The following is a 22530-nucleotide window of genomic DNA, read 5'->3' on the forward strand; positions in this document are numbered from 1 at the left end:
TGGCCGGCAGGCCAGAGGGGGGTTCTGTCCCGCCAGCGTGCCCATGGAAGCGATCATCCTCAATCCCCCTCGAACACCGGTTTTTCCTTGGCGACGAAAGCCGTGTACGCCCGCTCGAAATCGCGGGTCTGCATGCACATCGCCTGGGCCTGCGCTTCCGCTTCGATCGCCTGGTCAAGCCCCATCGACCATTCCTGGTTCAGCTGCGTCTTGGTCATGCCATGGGCGAAGGTCGGGCCGGAAACGATGCGCGCGGCCATGTCGAGCGCGTCGGCCTCGAGCGTTGCGGCATCGACCAGCCGGTTGTAGAAGCCCCAGCGCTCGCCTTCCTCGGCGCTCATCGTGCGACCAGTATAGAGCAGCTCGGCGGCGCGGCCCTGGCCAATGATGCGCGGCAGGATCGCGCAGGCGCCCATGTCGCAGCCGGCAAGGCCGACGCGGGTAAAAAGGAATGCTGTCTTGGCCTGGGGCGTGGCGATACGGATATCGGAGGCCATGGCGATGATGGCGCCGGCGCCGACCGCCACGCCGTCGACCGCCGCGATAATCGGCTTGCCGCAATTCAGCATCGCCTTGACGAAATCGCCGGTCATGCGGGTGAAGGCGAGCAGCGCCTTCATGTCCATCTTGACCAGTGGGCCGATGATTTCGTGGACATCGCCGCCCGAGCAGAAATTGCCGCCATTGGGAAGGAACACCACCGCATCGACATCGTCGGCATAGACGAGATCGCGAAAAGTGTCGCGCAATTCGGCATAGCTGTCGAAGGTCAACGGGTTCTTGCGTTCGGGCCGATCGAGCCGGATTTTTGCGATCTTGCCTTCGACCTGCCAGAGGAAATGCTTCGGCTTGCGGCCCGCCATCTTCGTCATTCCCGTCCCTCCCAATTGCTGCGGAAGGAGGTCAGCATGCCGGTCAACCGGCGCGCCTCGTCCTCGCTCACATTGCCCAGCAACTCGCCGACCCATTTTTCATGCGCGGCGGCGATCACGGCGAAAGTCTTCGACCCTTCTTCGGTCAGCCGCACCATCGAAGTGCGGCGGTCGCCATTGCGTCGGGCCCGCATCACCAACCCTTCCGAGACCAGCCGGTCGATGATGCCGGTGACATTGCCGTTGGACACCAGCAGGAAGCGCGACAGGTCGCTCATCAGCATGCCTTCCGGCGCCCTGTAGAGCGCAGCCATCACGTCGAAGCGTGGCAGCGTCGTGTTGAACTCTTGCCGCAACCGCTCGCGCAGCTCGGCCTCGATGGTGCGCGAGGCGCGCAGCAGGCGTATCCACAGCCGCAGGCGGTCCTTGCCGGGTCCGGACGGGGCGGGCAGGGGACCGGCTACCATGTCTCACCTCCGGAGATCGAAATCGTCTGCCCGGTAATCGACCGGGCGTCGTCGCCACACAGATAAAGTACGGCGGCCGCAATTTCTTCCGGCTGGATGAAGCGGCCTTGCGGGTTGGTCGCGGCAAGGCTTGTCCGTGCCTGCTCGGACGAGCGGCCGGTCGTTTCGACGATGCGCTGGACGGCGCTCTCCAGCATCTCGGTTTCGACAAACCCTGGGCACACCGCATTCACTGTTATGCCGGACTTGGCGGTCTCGACGGCGAGTGCCCGCATCAGGCCGACGACGCCATGCTTGGCGGCAACGTAAGCTGCGACATAGGGATAGCCTTTCAGTCCGGCGGTGGAAGCGACGAAGATGAGACGGCCAGTCTTGCGCACCGCCATGCCGGCCAACGCCGGCTTCACCGTCAGGAACGCACCGGTCAAGTTGACGTCGAGCGTGCGCTGCCAGTCTGCCAGCGAGGTCCGCTGCGCCGGGGCACTGCCGGACATACCGGCATTGGCAACGACGATGTCAAACGCTCCGCGTGCCGCTTCCGCCGCCTCGTAGAGCGACGCCATCGATGCCTCGTCGGTGACGTCGGCGGCAATGGCGAAGATACGCTTGTTCTCAGCGGCGACCTCGGCAAGCGCCGCTTCGCGCCGGCCGCAGATGGTCACGTCGACGCCGGCCCCGGCCAGCACCAGCGCGATCGCGCGGCCGACGCCGGAGCCGCCGCCGGTGACCAGCGCATGCCGCCCCGAAATCGTCGCCGCGGCACTCATACTTTCAACCCCGCTGCCGCTTCGCGCTCGGCCAGCCGGAAGAGCTGGTCGCGGCCGGGCAGATAGGGATCCGGCCATTTGGCGCCGCGATCGCCAAGCGTGACGGCCGCGTGCAGCGTCCAATAGGGATCGGCAAGATGCGGCCTAGCCAGTGCGACGAGATCGGCGCGGCCCGCCATCAGGATCGAGTTGACGTGGTCCGGCTCATAGATATTGCCGACCGCCATCGTCGCCATGCCGACCTCGTTGCGGATGCGATCGGAAAACGGCGTCTGGAACATGCGGCCATAGACCGGTCTTGCCACGGCCGAAGTCTGGCCGGCCGATACGTCGCAGATGTCTACGCCGGCCTCATGCAGCAGCCGCGCGATCTCTACGGCATCGGCCGGCGTCACGCCTTCGATGCCCAGCCAGTCATTGGCGGAGATGCGCATCGAGATCGGCTTCTCGGCCGGCCACGCGGCGCGCACCGCATGAAAGATTTCCAAGGGATAGCGCATGCGGTTTTCCAGCGAGCCGCCATAGGTGTCGGTGCGCCGGTTGGTCAGGGGCGTGATGAAGGAGGACAGGAGATAGCCGTGCGCGGCGTGGATTTCGAGCATGTCGAAGCCGCAGCGCGCCGCCATCTCGGCCGAGGCGACAAACTGGTCGCGCACCATATCCATGTCGGCGCGGTCCATCGCCTTCGGCACCTGGTTCTCCGGCGACCACGGCACGGAAGACGCTGCCATGACCGGCCAATTGCCTGAGGGCAGTGGCACGTCGGTTCCCTGCCAGCCGACCCTGGTCGACCCCTTGGCACCGGAATGGCCGATCTGGGCGCAGATCTTGGCCTCGGTCTCGGCATGGACGAACTCCACCAGTCGCTTCCAGGCGACCTCATGCTCGGGCGCATAAAAACCGGGGCAGCCAGGCGTGATGCGGCCCTCCGGACTGACGCAGGTCATCTCGATGTAGAGGAGGCCGGCGCCGCCCTTGGCCCGTTCGGCGTAATGGGCGAAATGCCAGTCGGTCGGACAGCCGTCGACCGCTTTGTATTGTGCCATCGGCGAGACGACGACGCGGTTCTGCAGTGCCATGTCGCGCAGCCGGAACGGCGCGAACATCGGCGCGCGACGCAGATTGTTGCCCCCGGCGCCGGCCTGGCGCTGGAACCACTCCTCGGCGCCGGCCAGCCACTCGGCATCGCGCAGCCGCAAATTCTCGTGACTGATGCGCTGCGAACGCGTCAGCAGCGAATAGTTGAACTGCACCGGATCGAGGCCGAGATAGCGCTCGACCTCCTCGAACCATTCGAGCGAATTGCGCGCCGCCGACTGCAGCTTCAGCACTTCGGTGCGGCGGGCGTCCTCATATTTGCGGAAGGCTGCCTCGAGGTCCGGCTCGGACTCGACATAGTCGGCCAGCGCCACCGCGCTTTCCAGCGCCAGCTTGGTGCCGGAGCCGATCGAGAAATGCGCGCTCGCCGCCGCGTCGCCCATCAGTGCCAGGTTCTTGTAGGACCAGCGTTCGCACAAGACACGCGGGAAATTGATCCAGGCCGAGCCGCGGATATGATTTGCGTTGGTCATCAGCGCGTGGCCGCCGAGATGGCGGGCAAAGATGCGCTCGCAGACGGCAATCGATTCCTGCTGCGACATCGCGCCGAAGCCGAAGCGCTGCCAGGTCTGCTCGCTGCATTCGACGATGAAGGTCGCGGTATCTCTGTCGAACTGGTAGGCATGCGCCCACACCCAGCCATTTTCGGTCTTTTCGAAGATGAAGGTGAAGGCGTCGTCGAATTTCTGACGGGTGCCGAGCCAGACGAACTTGCATTTACGGATGTCGATATCGGGCTTGAACACGTCGACGAAGGCGCCCCGCGCTTTCGAGTTCAGCCCGTCGGCGGCGACGACCAGGTCGTGCGTCTCCATATATGGCTTGGGATCGGCGATATCGGTCTCGAACACCAGCTTGACGCCGAGTTCGCGCGCCCGCCGCTGCAGCAGGGTGAGCAGCCGCTTGCGGCCGATGCCGCAAAAGCCGTGACCGGTCGAGACCGTGCGCACGCCGTCATGGATGACGGCGATATCGTCCCAATAGGCGAAATGCTTGCGGATCCAGGTGGCGCTGACCGGGTCGTTCTTGGTCAGGTTCTCCAGCGTTTCGGCCGACAGCACGACGCCCCAGCCGAACGTATCATCGGCACGGTTGCGCTCGAACACCGTCACGTCATGCGCGGCATCCCGGAGCTTCAGCGAGATGGCAAAGTAGAGCCCGGCTGGTCCGCCGCCGAGAACCGCAACTTTCATCGTGCGATCTCCTCTTCGCTTCTGTCCGTCGAGTTTACGCCTGAGGCGGATTAATTCAAGCTTGAAGTTTCAGGATTGAAACAATCTGCCTCAGAAACCCAGCTCGCCGGCAGTCGGCTTGCGCAGGCCAAGGACGTCCCGGGCTATTTTTCCGGGTTCTTCGGGCTCCACAGCACCGTCTCCGCATCTTTTTCATAGGCCATGCCATTGGGATAGCTGATCGCTTCCAACTGCAAGCCCCAGGGCGCCTGGAAGTAGAGGATGGTCTGGCCGGCGGCCGGGCCTTCGGTAACCGGCAGCGGCCCCATTCGCGTCTTGACGCCCTTGCCGTCAAGATAGGCTTTTGCGGCGGCGATGTCGTCGACATAGAAGGCGATATGGAAGCCGCCTATGTCGCTGTTGCGCGGCGTCAGGTCCTTCTGGTCCGGCGCTGTGTATTTGAACAGCTCGATGTTCGACCCGTGTCCGCAGCGGACCAGGGTGATCTCCTCGATCACCGCCTTGGGATCGACGCCCAGCAGATCCTGCATGAACGTGCCCTTGTCGTCGGCGAACGGGCCGAACGACATCGCCTTCTTGCAGCCGACCACCTCGGTAAAGAAACCGACGGCCTGCTGCATGTCGGGGACGGTGACGCCGGTGTGGTCGTGGCCACGCATGCCGGGTATCGAATCAGCCGAGGCTGCTCCCATCGAGCCGAGCAGAGCGGCCGCAAGCATTGCATTTCTGACTGCGTATTTCATTCCAGTTCTCCTCCGTTTCGTGAGCTGACTTGTCGACGCACGCCCGAGGCCCGCTCTTCGGCGTGCGAATAGGACTGTGTTTCATGCCGGCGCCTTTGCGGCGGGCAGCAACCAAGCGTCATCGATCTCGGGCAGCGGAATGGCGGCGAGGAGGTCGCGCGTGTAAGCCTGCTGCGGCTTCTCGAACAAAGTATCCGTAGCGCTGGCTTCGACGATCGCGCCTTCGCGCATGACGATCACTTGCCGGCACAGCCGCCGAATGACAGAAAGATCATGGCTGATGAAGGCAACGGTCAGGCCCATTTCCGCGGCGAGTTTTTCCAGCAGCGTCAGGATCTGCGCCTGCGTCGACACGTCGAGGCCGGAGACGATTTCGTCGGCCAGCACGAATTTCGGCGACAGCGCCAGCGCCCGGGCAATGCCGACGCGCTGGCGCTGGCCGCCCGACAGTTCGTGGCGGTAGCGGCTGGCAAAGCTCTGCGGCAGGCCGACGCGCTGCAGCGCCTCCGCGACACGGTCCCTGAGGTTGTCGCCAAACCCGTTCTGCTTGAGCGGGGCTGCGATGATGCTGAAGATGGTGCGGCGCGGATTGAGCGACGACATCGGATCCTGGAAGATCATCTGCAGATTGCGGCGCAGCGGCCGGAGCTCCGCCTCAGGCAGATGCGTGATGTCGCGGCCGTCGAAGGTGACGGTGCCGGCGCTCGGCTCCAAAAGCCGCACCAGCGCGCGGCCAAGCGTCGATTTGCCGGAGCCGGATTCGCCGACGATGCCGGTCACCGATCCCCTTGGCAGGTCGAAATCGAGGCCTTTCAGGATCTCGGCCAGCGGCGCGCGGCCGATCAGCGGCTTGCGCGTCATATCGGGCAATGCAACCTTCAACCCGCGCACGGAAAACAGCGGCTCAGCCATGCGGCGGCCTCCAGGCCTGGTCGGAGGCGGCGATCTCCGCGGCCAGTCCGGCCAGTACCTTATCGTCGACCGGCTTCAGCGACGCGAATGGATCGGTGTAGCGCGGCGTCGCCGCCATCAGTGCCCGCGTATAAGGATGCTGCGGTGAAGCGAAGAGCGCTGCCGTCTCGGCCTCCTCCACCACCTTGCCGGCATAGAGCACGGAAACTTTCTGGCTGATCTTGGCGACGACGCCGAGATCGTGGGTGACGAACAGGATCGCCGTGCCATGCTCGCGCTGCAATTGCGCGATCAGCCGCAAGATCTGCTTCTGCACGGTCACATCGAGCGCCGTGGTCGGCTCGTCGGCGACGATCAGCCTTGGTTCGGCTGCGAACGCCGCGGCGATCAGCACGCGCTGGCGCATGCCGCCGGACAGCTCGTGCGGATAGCATTTGAGGACACGCTCGGGGTCGCGGATCTGCACCTCGTCCAGCAATTGGCGGATGCGTGCATCGGCCTTCTCGCCGCTCCAGCCGAGGATGCGCACCAGGCGGTCGGTCATCTGCGGGCCGATGCGCCGTGACGGATTGAGCGCCGTCAGCGGGTCCTGCGGGATCAGCGCGGTGCGCGCGCCGATCAGCGTGCGCCGTGCCCTGGGCTGGAGCCGGCCGAGGTCCTCGCCCTCGAGCAGCATATCGCCTTCGACGATGCGCACGCTCGGCGGCAGCACGCCGAGCACGGCCTTGCCGATCATCGTCTTGCCGGCGCCGCTCTCGCCGACCAGCGCGCGGACTTCTCCGGGCTCGACGGCGAGCGACACCGAGCGCAGCACGCGCAAGCCATTAGGCAGCACCGCGCTAAGGCTGCGTATGTCGAGGCAGGATTTCGCAGGCGCGTTCATCGCAGCACCGGATCGAAACGTGCCCTGAGACCTTCGCCGAACTGGCTGAACGACAGCACCGTCAGGATCAGGGTGACCAGCGGGAACACCAGCACCCACCAGGCCTGATGGATCGACAGGCGGCCCTCGGCGATGATGCCGCCCCAGGTCGGGTCGTCGGTCGAGATCGACAGATTGACGAAGGACAGGATCGCCTCGACGATGACGGCAATGCCCATCTCCAGCGACAGCAGCGCGACGATCGACGGCACCACATTGGGCAGCACTTCGCGCAGCATGATGCCGATGCGGCCATAGCCGGCGATGCGGGCGTTCTCGACATAATCCATGCGCGATTGGCCCATGGTCTCGGCGCGGATCACCCGGCAGAAGCGCGTCCAGTCGATGACGGCGATGGCAATGATGACGGAGCTCAAGCCGGTGCCAAGCACGGCAACCAAAAGGATGGCAAACAGCACCGGCGGAAACGCCATCCAGACATCGACAACGCGCGAGATGATGCGGTCGGCCCAGCCGCCGAAATAGCCGGCGATCAGGCCGAGCGTCGAGCCGACCAGGCAGGCGGCAAGGGCTGCCGCGAAAGCGACGATGAAGGCGATGCGGGCACCGAAGATCAGCCGTGACAGGAGATCGCGGCCGAGGCTGTCGGTGCCGAGCCAGTAGCCGGGCTCGGCACCGGTCAGCCAGAACGGCGGCAGGCGCTCCAGCATCAAATCCTGCGCCAGCGGGTCCTGCGGTGCGACCAGCGGCGCGAAAATTGCGGCCAGCAGCGCAATCAGCAGCCAGCCGCCGGCCAGCCATAGGCGGGCGCGCGAGCCATGTCTTGAAATGCGGGCCTCATCCATGGCGCAGCCTCGGATTGAGCAGGGCGTACATCATGTCGACGGCAAGGTTGATCAGCACGAACAGCAGCGCGAACACCAGCACGATGCCCTGGATCAGCGGCAGGTCGCGATTGATGACGGCGTCGATCGCCATATTGCCGAGGCCTTCATAGGAAAACAGCCGTTCGACGATGACCGTGCCGCCGATCAGGAAGGTGAACTGCACGCCGACCAGCGTCAGCGTCGGCAGCGCCGCGTTCTTTAGCGCCTCGCGCAGGATGACCTGCGTTTCCGAAAAGCCCTTTACCCGCGCCAGCACGACATAGTCGAGGTCGAGCACTTCTTTCAGCGACTGTTTCAGCAACTGCGAGATGATCGCGGCCAGCGGCAGCGCCAGCGCAATCGCCGGCATCAGCATGTGTGCCAGCAGGTCCCTGGTCAGGTCGAAGCGCAGCCGTACGATGCTTTCGAACAGATAGAATTGCGTGACGAAGGGCAGGTCGAGCTGCGGCGACACCCGGCCAGAAATGTCGAAGATAGGCACCAGCACGCCGAACAGAAGAATCAGTACCAGGCCCCACAGGAAATCGGGAATCGAGAGCGCCGCACCGCTGGCAATGTCGATTCCGGCCTCGACCGCGGTGCCGCGCTCGCGCGCGCCGAGGATCGCCGTCGTGCCGCCGATCGCCAGCGCCATCACAAGCGCGACGATGGCGAGTTCCAGTGTCGCCGGGAGGCGAGTGAAGACCAGCCCAAGCACGTCCTGTCGCAGTGAGATCGAAGTGCCGAAATCACCCCTGACGACACCGGCCAGCCAGATGAAGAACTGCTGGACGATGGTCTTGTCGAGCCCGTAAAGCGCGCGTAGCCGCGCGATGTCGGCATCGGTGGCGCCGGGCGGCAGCATCATCGCGATCGGATCGCCCGGCGCGACGCGGATGACGATGAAGACGACGACGGCCACGCCGAACAGCGTGATCGCCATCGTCAGAAGACGGATCAGGAATCTTTGCAGCAGCATGGTCGCCCGTGGCGGAAAATGCGCGCCGTCATTCCGGACGGCGCGCGGCAAGCCAAAGACTGTCTCAGGCCGGGCTCATCAGCGCCGGCAGAAGCGCGCCGGACACATGCTGCACGACGTTTACGCCCTTGGCATGCACGATCGGTTGCGCATACTGGATCAGCGGCAGCACATAGGCCTGTTCGGCGATGTATTTGTCGACGGCCTTCCAGCCGGCAATGCGCTTGGCCTCGTCCTTCTCGCCCCATAGCGGGTTGATCATGTCGATCAGATCCTGACTGTCCCACACCGAATGCGGACTTGGGCCGTACATGGCGAAGCCGGTCGACGTCGTGGGATCACCGATGGCGTTGCCCCAATTGTAGAAGGCCGCCGGCGCCAGCTTGTCGGCGGCGCGCAACTCATAGTGCTTGGCGATCTCGTAGACCTCGATCGTTGCCTCGATGCCGACCTTGCGCCACATGCCGACGATCGCCTGGATCATCTCGTAGTCCTTGGGCTTGAAGCCCTTGGTCGTCTGTATCGTGAACTTGACTGGCTTTTCCGGCGAATAGCCGGATGCGGCCAGCAATTCCTTGGCCTTTTCCAGGTTGTGCTCGACCTTGATCGACGCATCGTAGGCGGCGTATTCCGGCGTCTCCAGCGTACCGATCGGCTGGCCGTAGCCGCGCAGCAACCGATCGACCAGCAGCTTCTTGTCGACCGCCATCACCGCCGCCTGGCGCACGTTCTTGTCCAGCATCACGTCGATGTCGTTGAAGAAGATCATGCCGATGTCGGAAACGTTCTTGCATGAGCCGGCAAGTCCGTCCTTGGCGATCAGGCGGTCATATTCCTCATAAGGGATTTCCAGCGTCACCTGCGAGGAACCGGACTCGATCTCGGCGACGCGGCTCGCCGCATCGGTGACGAACTTGATGGTTACGTTTTCGAAGGCCGGCTTGCCGCCCCAGTAGTTAGGGTTGGCCTTGAGCCGCAGGAAGGCGTTGCGCTCGAATTTGTCGACCATATAGGGCCCGGTACCGATCGGGGCTTTCTCAAAACCCTCGGCGCCGACCTTCTCGTAATAGGCCTTCGGCATGATGTAGCCGGTGAGGAACGACATCCACTTGAAATACACCGGGTCGAATTGCACGACGTCGCCGGTGATCTTGTTCCCGTCGATCTTGAAGTTGTTGACGTTCTTCCAGACGAACTGGATCGGGTTGCCGGTCTTCTCGTCGCCCGCCCGCTGCAGCGACCAGACCACGTCTTCGGCCGTGAATGGCGAGCCGTCATGCCAGGTGACGCCCTCGCGCACCGTCATCATGATCTTGCTGCGATCTTCGTTCCAGCCCCATTCGGTGAGCAGGCCCGGCGCAAAGGACAGATCCGGCTTCTGCGGGATGAACTGGTCGAACACCGATTGGTATAGGCCCTGGATGGTCGGGTTGACTGCCGAAGGCCCGGTGGTCGGGTCCCAGGACGGCAGGTTGACATTGTAGGCGATGGTCAGTTCGCCGGCTGCCTTGGCCTGTTGCGGCAGACCGAGCGCCGTGGCGCCAAGTGCGGCCGCGCCATATCCGAGCAATTCTCGTCTGTTGATTGTCATGGTCGTTCCCCTGTTGCTTTTATGCGCGGTGTCGTTGTCAATCGGTGGGCTCAGGCTCCTTGGGCAACCGCGCCTTGTCCTCCTTCACCCTAGTTGAAAATTACGGCTTTACCTCCCGCCAAGTTGTTGCGCGAGCATGAAGCCCGACGCCGCCCCGGTGCCGGCGCCGGGCCATGTTGCCGCCCCGGTCACGTGCAGATTGCTGACCGGCGTGTTCCAGCCGGCGTAACCGCGCGCCGGCCGGAACAGGAAATTCTGCGCCAGATGATGGCTGCCGCAGATCTGGTCGCCGCCGACAAGGTTCGGGTTCTCGCCTTCGAGGTCGATGGGCGAGAACACGGCGCGGCCGAGGATCCTCCGGCGAAGGCCGGGCGCATAGCGCTCGATAATGTCGAGGACGCGCTCGGCGTAGTGCTCCTTGACCTCGTCCCAGTGAGCCGCCGCGATAGTGCCCGCCGCATCGCCCACAATCTCGGCCGGCAGCATGCGCACCTGCACCCAAAGCACGTGCTTGCCGTCGGGCGCGCGCGATGCGTCCACCGCCGTCGGCTGACCGACGACCAGCACCGGTTCATCCGGCAGCATGCCTGCCATCGCCTGCTGGTAGGTCCGCGACATGGCGTCGAGCGACGACGAAAGGTGCACATAGGCGAACTGCCGAAGCTCGGCGCCGGCGCGCCAGTCCGGCAGATCGTCGAGCGCCAGATGGATCATCATCGTCCCCGGCGCATGGCGAAAGTTTTTCATGGCCGTGTCGAAACCGGCGTCGCCGGAACCGTTCGGCAACAGTTCGCCCGCCAGCGCCTTTGGCGCGACACCGGCGATAACAGCCTTGGTGGCGGTGTGGGTCTCGCCTGAAGCAAGGCGCACGCCGGTCGCCTTGCCGGCGGACACCGTGATTTCGGCGACGTCAGCCCCAGTGACGATCTTGCCGCCGGCGGCCGTGAGCATGCCCGACAAAGCGCGGATGATGGTGTCGGCGCCGCCCTTGCCGAGCACCATGCCGAAGCACTGGTTGGCCATGGATTCGAGGTAAGGGAACACCGCGCCGCCGGCGATATCGGGGGCAAAGTCGAGATGCATGCCCCAGGTGGCGAGCGTCGCCCTGACATGCGGTGACTGGAAAGTCTCCTCGAGCCACGCGCGGGGTGAGGAAAGCAGCAACCGCCCGGTATCGAGCGCGCCAGCAAAACCCTGCTTGCGCCACAGGTTCCAGGCGGTGCCGGCGAGTGCTCGGCCGCTCATCGGCGAGCCCAGCAGCCGGAACAGATGCTCGGCTTGCGTCGGGAATGCCGCAACCAGACCACGCCATGTCTGTGCGTCGGCCTCGGAAAAAGCGGCTATCCGTCCAGTGGTCTTTTCCAGGTCGCTGCTGACGCCGAACCAGCGACCGTCGGGGAAGGCGCTGGCAAAACAGTCGGCCGCCGGCACGAATTCCAGCCCGTGGGTTTTCAATTCATTTGCATATTTCTTGTGGAAGCCCGAACCAGCGAACAGGCTCACATTCATCGCACCGAAATCGTGCCGGAAGCCCGGCAGCGTGAATTCGCGCGTCTGGACGGCGCCGCCGATCGTTGCGTTGCGTTCGAAAACCGCAGTTTTCCAACCTTTGAGCGCCAGATGCGCGGCGCATGCCAGACTGTTGTGGCCTGCCCCGACAAATATGGCGTCGAACTCGCTCACGCCCCGTCCCATTTCCTTTATGCTTAAAGATAATTGCAGATGCATATGTTTTCGTCTAGTAGGATATTAAGGGCCGCGAGAGCCTTCAGCACCATCGAGAAAGAGGGAACAGAGACCATGGACACACAACAACTCCTCGGCGAAGTTGCCGGCCAGCTTCTTTCCGGCGCCATCCAGGTGGTCGACCTGACGGCGCCGCTCGGGCCGGACACGCCGCTGATCAAGCTGCCGCCGGAACTCGCGGTGGACACGCCGAAGATCGAGATCCACGCCATCTCCGCCTATGACAAGAATGGCCCGTGGTGGGCGTGGAACTGGCTCAAGCTCGGCGAGCATTCGGGCACGCATTTCGACGCGCCCAACCACTGGATCACCGGCAAGGATTATCCGGACGGTGCTACCGACACCATTCCGGCGCAGAACTTCGTCGGTCCGGTCAACGTCATCGACTGTTCGAAGCAAGCGGCAGCCGATCACGATTTCCTGCTCACCGTCGATCACATCGAGGCATGGGAAGCCGAACATGGCGCTATCAACGCGGGCGAGTGGGTGGTGATGCGCACCGACTGGTATAAGCGCAACGGCTCGGAAGCCGAGTTCCTCAACGCCAATGAGACCGGTCCGCACACGCCCGGCCCGACCGCGGAAGCCATCCAGTATCTGATCGGCAAGGACATCAAGGGCTGGGGCAGCGAGACGATCGGCACCGATGCCGGCAAGGCCGGCGGCATGGAGCCGCCATTCCCGGCGCACAGCCTGATGCACAAGGCCAACCGCTACGGTCTCGCCAGCCTTTGCAACCTCGACCGGCTGCCGCCGAAGGGCGCGATCCTGATCGCGGCGCCGCTCAAGATCGAGCACGGTACCGGCAGCCCGATCCGCGCGTTGGCGTTGGTGCCAAGGCAATAGGGTAGCTGCGGTCTTCGGGAGAAGATCATGTGCGCAGGCAATATCGTGATGATGGGTAGAGGGTGGCAGCTTGGCAAGGCTGCCGCTCTACGGCGCCCCCCTCTGTCCTGCCGGACATCTCCCCCTCTAGGGGGGAGATCGGCCGTCGATACTGCCTTCGCCAATCTTCAACGTCGTAGGAATGAGCGGAGCGCCGAAGCCGCTAATCTCCCCCCTAGAGGGGGAGATGTCCGGCAGGACAGAGGGGGGCGCGCAGGAACGCCAGCCCGCGCAAATGAATTCCACCTTCCGCTCACCGGGAGCAATCGTCGATGAGCGCTCCCGATCACATCATCGTCGGCAGCGGCATCAACGCGCTGGTTTGCGCGGCGATGCTTGGCGGCAAGGGGGCGAAGGTGCTGGTGCTCGAGCGCAACGACCGCATCGGCGGCTGCATGCGCACCGAAGAAATCACAGCGCCCGGCTTCATCCACGACGTGATGGCGACGACCTTCGTCCTGTTCATCACCTCACCGGCCTATGCGGCGCTGGGCAAGGATCTGGCGCGGCACGGCCTGGAGTTTTGCAACACCTCCACGCCGACCGGCGTGCTGCGCCCGGACGGCAGCCATGCCGCCCTGCGCACCGACCGTACCGCCAATGTAGCGGCGATCAATGCAATCGCCGCGGGTGACGGCGACCGGCACGGCAGCGATGTCGGCGAGATCGAGCGCAACGCCGGTCTGCTGTTCGGGCTGCTCGGTGGCAACCTGTGGTCCTACCCAACGGCCAGGCTGCTGGCGGGCGAAGCGTGGCGGCGCGGGCCGCGTGGCCTTGCCGCCTTTCTCGGCAGCGCGTTGGTGCCGGCGCGCGGTTGGCTGGAAAGCACCTACCAGTCGGAAATCATGCGCGCGCTCTGGGCCCCCTGGGTGCTGCATGCCGGCCTCGGGCCCGAAGATGCGTTTTCGGGCCAGATCGCTAGGGTTATCGCCTTTGCACTCGAAGCCGCCGGCGCGCCGGTTGTCAAGGGCGGCGCCAAGAACCTGCTGTCCGCGTTCGAAGCGCTGATCAAGGAGCGCGGCGGTGTGATCCGCACCGAAGGGGACGTTGCCTCCATCGTCCAGAGCGGAGGCCGCGCCACCGGTGTGCGGCTGGCTTCGGGCGAAACGATCAACGCGAAGAAGAGCGTTATCTGCTCGGTCACGCCGACCCAGCTCTACGAGCGGCTGCTCGGCGACGCGGCTCCGAAAGCCGACGTCGAGGCAGCGCAAAAATACCGCTACGGCAAGGGCAATTTCCAGATCCACTATGCCTTGGACAAGCCGCCGGCATGGCGCGGCGAGGGCCTGGACAAGGTCGCACTGCTGCATCTGACGCCAGGGCTCGACGGGGTGTCGGAGGCCTGCAACCAGGCCGTGCGCGGCATGCTGCCGGAGGTGCCGACCATCTGCGTCGGCCAGCCGCACGCGCTCGACCCGTCGCGCTGTCCAGACGGCAAGGCGATCCTGTGGCTTCAACTTCCCGAGGCGCCTCGCAATATCAAGGGTGATGCGGCCGGCAAGCTCGAGACGCCTGCGGATGGCCACTGGACCGAGGCGCTGCGCGAAGCCTATGCCGACCGTGCCGAAGCGATCCTCGCCAGCCATATCGAAGGATTCAAGGACAGCGTCATCGCACGTCGCGCCTATTCGCCGGCCGACCTGGAAGCGATGAACATCAATCTGGTCGGCGGCGATCCCTATGGCGGCTCCTCGACTATTGACCAGTCGTTCCTGTGGCGGCCGTTCAAGACGAGCCGCAATCACGCCACCGGAGTCAAGGGACTCTACCACATCGGCGCCTCGACCCATCCCGGCGCCGGGCTGGGCGGCGGCTCCGGCTTTCTCCTGGCGGGGAGTCTGTGATGGAACAGAAGGTTGAAAAGCGCCAGCGCATCTCGACTTTGGGCCAGATCGGCCTGCAGCAATTCGCGCCCTATCTGATGAACCGCATCATGGGCCGCTACAACGCCACCTTGCGCGACAATTTCCGCAAGCAGGGCCTGACCATTCCGCAGGTGCGGACGCTAGCCGTATTGTCGGTCACCGATGGCGCCACCGTCAACGATCTCTCGGTCTATACTGTCATCGAGCAGTCGACCTTGAGCAGGACACTCGACACGCTGGAGGGACAAGGGTTTGTTCGGCGCGAGCAGGGGGTCACCGACAGCCGGATCCGCCATGTGTTCCTGACCGACGATGGCCGCGCCGAATTCGCGCGCGCCTGGCCAGCCATGCACGACGCTTTCGAGACTATGTTCGACGACATCGACGATGCCGAATACGCGGCGCTGATCGCGACGCTGCAGAAGATGCTGAAGAACATTCGCAAGCACGACATCTGACGATCTTACGCGCCGCCACACGGGCGGCAACGGAAGGAGCCCAAAATGGCCGAACGGTCTTTTGCCAAGGAAGTCGAAAAGCTCAGGCTCGGCGCCGGCGAGGAGTTTTCCGGCGAAGGCATTCTCGCCATCACCAAGGCGCTGCTGCAATGCGGCGTCGGCTATGTCGGCGGCTATCAGGGCGCGCCGATCAGCCATTTGATGGACGTGCTGGCCGACGCGCAGGATATCCTGGGCGAACTCGGCGTGCATTTCGAGGCGAGCGCCTCCGAAGCGACCGCCACCGCCATGCTGGCCGCGTCGGTGCATTATCCAATCCGCGGTGCGGCGACCTTCAAGTCGACGGTCGGCACCAATGTCGCCTCCGACGCGCTGGCCAACCTGGCGTCTGGCGGCGTCACCGGCGGTGCACTGATCATCGTCGGCGAGGATTATGGCGAAGGCTCCTCGATCATGCAGGAGCGCAGCCACGCCTTTGCCATGAAAAGCCAGGTCTGGCTGCTCGACCCGCGACCGAACCTGCCGTCGATCGTCAAGGCGGTGGAGGACGGCTTCGAGCTGTCCGAAGTTTCCAACACGCCGGTCATGTTGCAGGTCCGCATCCGCTGCTGCCACGTCCATGGCCATTTCATCGCCAAGGACAACAAGCGCCCGGCGATGACGGTCGCCGATGCCCTCGAGGCGCCGCGCCGCGACACCGGCCGCATCGTGCTGCCGCCCGCGTCCTTCCTGCACGAGAGGGAGAAGGTGCAGAAACGCTGGCCGGCGGCGGTGGATTTCATCCGCACCAACAGGATCAACGAGTTTTTCGGCCCGGAGCACGGCTCGGTCGGCATCGTCATGCAGGGCGGCATGTACAATTCGGTCATCCGGGCGCTGCAGCGGCTCGGCCTCGCCGACACCTATGGCGACACCGACGTGCCGCTCTATGTGCTCAACGCCGTATACCCGCTGGTCGATGACGAATTCCTGTCTTTCTGCGAAGGCAAGGACGCCGTGCTCGTCGTCGAGGAAGGCCAGCCCAACTACATCGAGCAGGCCTTTGCCGCGATGCTGCACAAGGCCGGGCGCGGCACCAAGCTCGTCGGCAAGGAACATCTGCCTATGGCCGGCGAATACACCGGCCAGGTGATGCTCGACGGCATCGGATCGTTCCTGCGCGCCACCATCCCGCATCTGCTGCCGAGCGAAGTCCGCGCACCGAACAAGATCGGCGACGGGCTCGACACCGCCGACCTGATCAACGTCGTCCCGGGCCGTCCGCCCGGCTTCTGCGTCGGCTGCCCGGAGCGGCCGATCTTCGCCGCCACCAAGCTGGTCGAGCAGGAGTTGGGCAAGCACCACATCGCCTCCGACATTGGCTGTCATTTGTTCTCGATCATGCCGCCTTTCGAGCTCGGCGCCACCACCATGGGCTACGGGCTGGGGCCGGCCTCGGCTTCGGCGTTCAATTCGCCCGATGCCAAGCGCCGCTCGATCTCCTTCGTCGGCGACGGCGGCTTCTGGCACAACGGCCTGACCTCCTCGGTCGGCAATGCGGTGTTCAACAAGAACGATGGCGTCATAGTCATCGTCGACAATTTCTATTCGGCCGCGACGGGAGGGCAGGACATCCTGTCGTCCCGCGCCGGCAACAAGACCAAGTCGACCAAGCACCCGATCACCGAGGCGGTGAAGGGCATGGGCGTCAAATGGCTGCGCCACATCGACCGCACCTACGACGTAACCAAGATGCAAGCCACGCTGCGCGAGGCGCTGACGACGGACGAAAAGGGCCCGAAAGTCATTGTCGCCTCGTCCGAATGCATGCTCAATCGGCAGCGCCGCGAAAAGCCCTTGGTCGACAAGGCCATCGAGGGCGGGACGCGCATCGTCAAGCCGAAATTCGGTGTCGACGAGGATATCTGCACCGGCGACCATGCCTGTATGCGGCTTTCCGGCTGCCCGTCGCTGTCGGTGAAGTCGCTGGACGATCCGTTACGCGACGATCCGGTGGCGCATATCGACCAGAGCTGCGTCGGCTGCGGCAATTGCGGCGAGGTCGCCGACGCGGCGGTGCTCTGCCCGTCCTTCTACCGCGCCGATGTCGTGCACAATCCGAGCCGCTGGGACCGTTTCCTTGAAGCCGCTCGCCGCGCTACGATCGGCCTCTTGCAGCGGCGTCGTGAAAGCCGGCGCCTGATATTCGCCGATGCTTGACGCTGTCCCATCAACCCGTTCCAAGGCCGGCGCGCCGGACGACGAGCGCGTCATCAAGCTTGCCGTGCTGGCGGTCGGCGGCCAGGGCGGCGGCGTGCTGGCCGACTGGATCACCGACGTTGCCGAGCGCAACGGCTACGTCGCGCAATCGACCTCGGTCGCCGGCGTCGCCCAGCGCACCGGCGCCACCATCTATTACGTCGAGATGTGCCGCGACACCGGACGCCTGCCGGTCTTCGCGCTGTCGCCGTCGCAGGGCGATGTCGATATATTGATCGCCGCCGAACTGATGGAGGCCGGCCGCGCCATCATCCGCGGCTTCGTCACGCCCGAGCGCACGACGCTGATCGCCTCGTCGCACCGCATTGCCGCGGTCTCGGAGAAGATCGAGCCTGGCGACGGTCGCGCCTCGTCCTCCAAGGTGCATGCCACGGCGGAAGCCGCGGCCAAGCGCTTCATCGCCTTCGACATGGAGAAGATCGCCGCCGACAACGGCTCGATGATCTCGGCCAGCCTGCTCGGCGCGCTGGCCGGCTCCGATGCCTTGCCGTTCACACGCGAGAGCTACGAGCAGGCGGTCAGTGCCGGCGGCCGCGGTGTGAAGGCCAGCCTCGCCGCCTTCGGCGCCGCCTATAATCGGGCGCGCGGCATCGCGAGTGCGCCTTCGGGCGACAAAACTGAACAGCCGGCGGCCGCTGAAACCGGCTCGGGCGCGGCGACAGAAGTCAGCGGTCCGGAAAGCCTGTTGAAGGGCTGGCAACAATTGGCGGCACGCGTTGCCACGCTGCCTGCACCCGCGCGCGACATGGCGCTTCGCGGCCTGAAAAAAGTCGTCGACTACCAGGACATCGCTTATGGCGGCGAGTATCTCGACAGGCTCGACCGGGCGGTCGTCCTGGACAGTGCTGCCCATGACTACGCGCTGTCGATCGCCGCCGCTAAGCATCTGGCCAACGCGATGTGCTACGACGACATGATCCGCGTCGCCGACCTGAAGACGCGCTCGAGCCGCGACCGACGCGTACGCCGCGAGGTCGGCGTCAAGGAGGGCTCGGTCCTGCAGGTGACCGAATATTTCCATCCGCGCATTGAGGAATTCTGCGGCACGCTGCCGGCCGGGCTCGGCAGCTACATCGAGGACCGGCCGAAGCTCGCCGCCTTCCTCGACCGCCGCATCAACCGCGGCCGCCACATCCGTACCGACAGCTTCGCCGGCTTTGCCGCTTTGTGGTTCATCGGCGGCCTGCGCCGCTGGCGCCGCCGGCTGCTGCGCCACAAGGTCGAGACTGCGCATATCGAACGCTGGTACGCGCTGGCGCTCGGCCATGTCAGGGAAGACTATGCGCTGGCCGTCGAGATCCTCAACTGCCGCCGGCTGATCAAGGGCTACAGCGACACTCATGCCCGCGCGCAGTCGAAATTCGACCGGGTGCTGTCGGCGCTCGACCTGCTCAAGGGCCGTCCGGACGCCGCCGACTGGATCCGGCGCCTGCGCGAAGCCGCGCTGAAGGACGAGAAGGGCGACATGCTCGACGGCGCGCTCAAGACCGTGGCGTCGCTGCAGTAAACGACCCCGCCTCCTCCAGCTGATCGGTGAAAAACTGGTGCGGCGGCCACTCGGGCATTGGTTGCCGCCTGTGGTTCGCGCACCCGGCTCGTGCTATCATAGTTCCGGGAGACGGCGGACGCGCCGTGAGCGCCCGCACACTCCCCATCATGGGAGGAACCAATGGCTTACTTCGTATTGCTGTCGAATTTCACAGACCAAGGTATCAAGAGCATCAAGGATACGCAGAAGCGTGCCGACGCCTTCAAGGCGATGGCCAGCAAGAGCGGGATTAAGGTTCACACGCTTTTGTGGACGCTTGGTCAATATGATGTCGTGGCGATTGCCGAAGCCGACGACGATATCGCTGCCACCGCACTTGCCTTATCGATCGCATCGCTAGGCAACGTCAGAACCCAGACATTGAGGGCATTCGACACGGCAGATATGGCCAAGATCTTGGCAAAGGTGGCCTGACCGCCACCGAGCTGGCAGGCGCAAGCGATTGTAGCCGTCTGCCAGCCGAACGGCGGCAGGGTTGTTTGTCTGTTCCCTGAAGCGAAAACCCCGGCGCGAGAGGCCGGGGTTTTAGTGTCCTCAAAAAGGCCGCTTGCGTGACCCGTATACGCGACCCATTACCGATCATTCTATGTTCAGCCTTTATTGGGTGGTCTCCACCTTCGCGACAACGAGCTTGCCTTCGGCGCGCGAGATTTCGAGTGCCTGGCCGGGACCCGCCAACTCGCCCGGGACCGAGATCACGAGCGCCTGGCCCTCGGTGAGGGTTGTGACAAAGCGTACAGGCGAACTTTCTTCGCCCGCCGCCATCGTGGTGACCACCCGATAGCTGTCATCCGTCTCCGTATAGTAAACGACGCCGTGAAAGCCGCCGAGATCGATGGTCCCACCCTTCAGGGCCGTGAGTTCGCCGGCAGATTCGGAACTTGCCACCACGCAAAACGCTGCAAGGGCTGTATGTCTTAACATCGTGTTCTCCTCTGTTTATGATTTATTATTCGGCTGGATTGTTGCCTTCGGCTGCACCTCGGCAGGTCACGCTGCGAGCTGATCCTCGCGGGCAGCCGCGATCATCACACTCGCGAGCAACCCGTCGGCCGCCTCCCAGGCCGCTCGGACCGGCGGCGTAAAAGCCGTGCCGAGGCCGGCCGCCAGCGTCTCGATGAGCGCCTGCCCGACGATCTCCTCGACGCCGTAGGTCACGTGACGCTTGGCGAGCTCGCGCACTGTCGGGAGAATGGTGTCGGCGCGGTCCAATCCGTGCACGACGAAGCCCCGGCTCGCCATCAGCTTGGTGCCTTGCTTGGTCATGTCGCACCGGAAATAGCGCGCGAAGATCCGCGTCGATCGCGAACAGGCGGTCGTAGAACAAGCGGCGGCGGCCACGCGTATCGGGACGACATCGCGAAAACTGTCCTGGACAAATCTGATCTGGTCTGGTGTCACGGCGACGCTCCTTGGGTTTTCTGGCGAGGCTCGACCATCCCCCCAAATGCGTTTCATGTGCATTTCGCCTGCGCGCAGATGTGTTTCAGTTGTGTCTCAATTGGTTTTCATTTGCGCTCATTTGCCTTCAGATCCCGACGGACGGGATCGTGCGCTGGGTCGCTCGCATCCTGATGATGACGCGTTTGGATTGAAGAAGACGGAGGCGAGCCTGTGGTGACATGAGGCAAGGGGCGAAAAGCGCCGCCGAGATTTGTTGGCAGGATGTTGGCAGGGCGTTTTTCGCTCTACCCCTAGAAAACCCGCAAAGCCTTGGGAAATAGTGGTGCCGCTTAGGTGACTCGAACACCTGACCCCATCATTACGAATGATGTGCTCTACCAACTGAGCTAAAGCGGCCCGGGAAGCCAAGCTTCCAAGATGGGCTGGGTGATAAACGCAACCAGCCGTGAATTCAAGATGGCAGCCGCGAATTCGAGACGGCAATTCGTGTTCATCCAAGGCCCGGCGCAGGCAAGCCGCTGCGTGGAGCCGGCATGCCGTCGCGCGCTGCCGCACCGGTAGGCCGCCCGCCGCTTGGCGGGAAAATCAGCGAAAAATGTTGATTCCTTTACCGAAAACCGCCGAAATCGGTTTTGTACCCCTCTGCAAGGCAGAATGCGGCCGCTCGCTTGTTGATTGATTGGTCGCCTGCGGCTAACGATCATGACAATGTGAGTGAAATTGCAGAGGGAATTCGCTTGGACGCGATCGAAAAAGCGATCCGCAATGCCTTCGAGAAAGGCAATGCCGACGACCGGGCGTTTCGCGAGCGGGTCTATCGATCGGCTTTCGCGGCACTCGACCGTGCCCTGCAGGCCAATCCAAACGTCACCGTGGAAGTCGCCATCAAGCGCCGCAAGGCGGTCCAGGCGAAGATCACCGAAATCGAATCGGAATTCCTGCCGGCGGTTCCCGACGTCGCCGCGCCGACCGACGGTTTGGAGGCAGCACCGGCGGTGGAGCCTCCGGCTGAAGCCGAAGCTGAAGCCGAGCCCGCGCCGTCGCCTGACATCGTCGTTGATGGTCCGGCGCAGCCGCCCGAATCCGACGCGCCCCGGTCGCGCGTCCTGCCGGTCGTCCCCGACATCATGCCCGACGCGCCTGTTCCCGAGGCGCCGGTGATCGACATGGGGGCCTCGGCTGCGACCGAAGCCGAAATCGACGACGCGGAAGTGACGCCCGACCGCGACGACCGGCGGGCGAGGCGGCGGCGCCTGCCTTTGACCGCGATCTTCTTCGGTGTGACGCTGCTCGCAGCCGCCGGCATCGGCCTTTATTTCGCCAACCAGACCGGCGTCTTCAAATCGGCGACCGAGCTCGACACGTCGCCACCGGAAGCCCCGCCAACGGTCGATGGCGATGATTTCACGCCGGACGACACCGCTTCGCCGCCGAAGCAGGGCGAGCAGGACCAGGCGCGCGACTGGATCAACGTGTTTTCGCCGGGTGACCCGACGCAGGTCAATGCACCGTCGGACGCCAAGGCCGACGTTATCCAGGACGAAAGCGGTTCCTTCCTGCGCATCCGCTCGGGTGCATCCGGCTCGGCCATCAGCTTCGACGTCGGGCAAGGCGTGCTGGAGAGGATCGCCGGCAAGCATGCCACATTCGACATCATCGCACGCTCCGAGGAGGGCCAGGAGACGCAGATTTCCGTCGACTGCAATTTCGGCGAACTCGGCGACTGCGGCCGCAAGCGCTATGCGGTCGGTCGCGAGCGCAACGAATATCTGTTCGACGTGCGCTTTCCCGACAAGCGTCCGGGCGCTGCCGGCACCATCGCCATCAATTCCGACTTCGACAAGCAGGGCAAGTCGGTCGACATCTACGAGATCCGCGTTTCAGTCGTTCCCTAGAGTCTTTCACGTTTTGACGGAAGCGTATCCGGCGTTTGCGAAGTAGTTTTTGCATTCGCCGGGTTCGATCGTCGCAACGAGGTGGCCGATGTGGCGCC

At 64.2% G+C, this 22530-nt stretch carries 20 protein-coding genes and 1 tRNA gene; 7 read left to right on the forward strand and 14 right to left on the reverse strand.

The features are described from left to right. Positions 1–59: 59 nt before the first annotated feature. The 11 genes from NKH23_RS31990 to NKH23_RS32040 all read right to left on the reverse strand — a co-directional run bounded on the left by NKH23_RS31990 (position 60) and on the right by NKH23_RS32040 (position 12054). Positions 60–872, reverse strand: coding sequence for an enoyl-CoA hydratase family protein (locus tag NKH23_RS31990; RefSeq protein ID WP_352721768.1), 813 nt, complete (start codon positions 870–872; stop codon positions 60–62). After that, on the reverse strand, positions 869–1339 hold the full coding sequence (locus NKH23_RS31995; RefSeq protein ID WP_254816232.1) for a MarR family winged helix-turn-helix transcriptional regulator: 471 nt from the start codon (positions 1337–1339) through the stop codon (positions 869–871). Before NKH23_RS31995 ends, NKH23_RS31990 begins: the two co-directional genes overlap by 4 nt. Next, positions 1333–2106, reverse strand: coding sequence for an SDR family NAD(P)-dependent oxidoreductase (locus tag NKH23_RS32000; protein ID WP_352721766.1), 774 nt, complete (start codon positions 2104–2106; stop codon positions 1333–1335). Before NKH23_RS32000 ends, NKH23_RS31995 begins: the two co-directional genes overlap by 7 nt. Then, a complete protein-coding gene (locus NKH23_RS32005) occupies positions 2103–4397 on the reverse strand; it encodes a bifunctional salicylyl-CoA 5-hydroxylase/oxidoreductase (RefSeq protein ID WP_352721764.1) in 2295 nt (764 codons plus the stop codon). The genes NKH23_RS32000 and NKH23_RS32005 overlap by 4 nt, the downstream gene beginning before the upstream one ends. Positions 4398–4540: 143 nt before the next feature. Further along, positions 4541–5140 (reverse strand): VOC family protein, encoded by a 600-nt coding sequence (locus NKH23_RS32010; RefSeq protein ID WP_352721762.1) that lies wholly within the window; start codon positions 5138–5140, stop codon positions 4541–4543. An 81-nt stretch (positions 5141–5221) separates the two neighbouring features. Beyond that, positions 5222–6052 carry an ATP-binding cassette domain-containing protein gene (locus NKH23_RS32015; protein WP_352721760.1) on the reverse strand — a complete coding sequence of 277 codons (831 nt, stop codon included), beginning with the start codon at positions 6050–6052 and terminating at the stop codon, positions 5222–5224. After that, a complete protein-coding gene (locus NKH23_RS32020) occupies positions 6045–6935 on the reverse strand; it encodes an ABC transporter ATP-binding protein (protein WP_352721758.1) in 891 nt (296 codons plus the stop codon). The genes NKH23_RS32015 and NKH23_RS32020 overlap by 8 nt, the downstream gene beginning before the upstream one ends. Beyond that, entirely contained in the window at positions 6932–7780 is an 849-nt protein-coding gene (locus tag NKH23_RS32025) for an ABC transporter permease (RefSeq protein WP_352917059.1), read from the reverse strand. Before NKH23_RS32025 ends, NKH23_RS32020 begins: the two co-directional genes overlap by 4 nt. Then, a complete protein-coding gene (locus NKH23_RS32030; RefSeq protein WP_352721754.1) occupies positions 7773–8780 on the reverse strand; it encodes an ABC transporter permease in 1008 nt (335 codons plus the stop codon). The genes NKH23_RS32025 and NKH23_RS32030 overlap by 8 nt, the downstream gene beginning before the upstream one ends. 64 nt (positions 8781–8844) lie before the next feature. Beyond that, entirely contained in the window at positions 8845–10371 is a 1527-nt protein-coding gene (locus NKH23_RS32035) for an ABC transporter substrate-binding protein (RefSeq protein ID WP_352917061.1), read from the reverse strand. A 108-nt stretch (positions 10372–10479) separates the two neighbouring features. After that, entirely contained in the window at positions 10480–12054 is a 1575-nt protein-coding gene (locus tag NKH23_RS32040; RefSeq protein ID WP_352979793.1) for a phytoene desaturase family protein, read from the reverse strand. Positions 12055–12171: 117 nt separating this feature from the next. Between NKH23_RS32040 and NKH23_RS32045 the strand changes: the two genes are divergently transcribed. The 6 genes from NKH23_RS32045 to NKH23_RS32070 all read left to right on the forward strand — a co-directional run bounded on the left by NKH23_RS32045 (position 12172) and on the right by NKH23_RS32070 (position 19547). Then, a complete protein-coding gene (locus tag NKH23_RS32045) occupies positions 12172–12963 on the forward strand; it encodes a cyclase family protein (RefSeq protein ID WP_352721751.1) in 792 nt (263 codons plus the stop codon). A gap of 311 nt (positions 12964–13274) precedes the next feature. Then, the gene (locus tag NKH23_RS32050) at positions 13275–14846 is read left to right on the forward strand and encodes a phytoene desaturase family protein (protein WP_352721750.1); all 1572 of its coding nucleotides are present in this window, start codon (positions 13275–13277) and stop codon (positions 14844–14846) included. Beyond that, the gene (locus NKH23_RS32055; protein WP_352721748.1) at positions 14846–15325 is read left to right on the forward strand and encodes a MarR family winged helix-turn-helix transcriptional regulator; all 480 of its coding nucleotides are present in this window, start codon (positions 14846–14848) and stop codon (positions 15323–15325) included. Before NKH23_RS32050 ends, NKH23_RS32055 begins: the two co-directional genes overlap by 1 nt. A 45-nt stretch (positions 15326–15370) precedes the next feature. Beyond that, positions 15371–17524, forward strand: coding sequence for a thiamine pyrophosphate-dependent enzyme (locus NKH23_RS32060; RefSeq protein ID WP_352721747.1), 2154 nt, complete (start codon positions 15371–15373; stop codon positions 17522–17524). Beyond that, positions 17517–19091, forward strand: coding sequence for an indolepyruvate oxidoreductase subunit beta family protein (locus NKH23_RS32065; RefSeq protein ID WP_352917064.1), 1575 nt, complete (start codon positions 17517–17519; stop codon positions 19089–19091). Before NKH23_RS32060 ends, NKH23_RS32065 begins: the two co-directional genes overlap by 8 nt. A 162-nt stretch (positions 19092–19253) precedes the next feature. Beyond that, on the forward strand, positions 19254–19547 hold the full coding sequence (locus NKH23_RS32070) for a GYD domain-containing protein (RefSeq protein ID WP_352721744.1): 294 nt from the start codon (positions 19254–19256) through the stop codon (positions 19545–19547). A gap of 183 nt (positions 19548–19730) precedes the next feature. On the opposite strand, the gene NKH23_RS32075 is transcribed toward NKH23_RS32070, so the two are convergent. From NKH23_RS32075 to NKH23_RS32085, 3 genes are all read right to left on the reverse strand, one after another. Beyond that, a complete protein-coding gene (locus NKH23_RS32075; RefSeq protein ID WP_352721742.1) occupies positions 19731–20057 on the reverse strand; it encodes a hypothetical protein in 327 nt (108 codons plus the stop codon). 66 nt (positions 20058–20123) lie between these two features. After that, complete coding sequence (locus tag NKH23_RS32080; RefSeq protein ID WP_502908445.1) at positions 20124–20534, reverse strand: globin domain-containing protein; 411 nt, start codon at positions 20532–20534, stop codon at positions 20124–20126. 323 nt (positions 20535–20857) lie between these two features. Continuing rightward, a tRNA-Thr gene (locus NKH23_RS32085) sits at positions 20858–20933 on the reverse strand. A gap of 341 nt (positions 20934–21274) precedes the next feature. On the opposite strand from NKH23_RS32085, the gene NKH23_RS32090 reads away from it, so the two are divergent. Beyond that, positions 21275–22432: a hypothetical protein gene (locus NKH23_RS32090; RefSeq protein ID WP_352721741.1), complete on the forward strand. Its 1158-nt coding sequence runs from the start codon at positions 21275–21277 to the stop codon at positions 22430–22432. Positions 22433–22530 lie beyond the last annotated feature (98 nt).

This window comes from Mesorhizobium sp. M1328, from assembly GCF_040318075.1.
Lineage (GTDB): Bacteria > Pseudomonadota > Alphaproteobacteria > Rhizobiales > Rhizobiaceae > Mesorhizobium.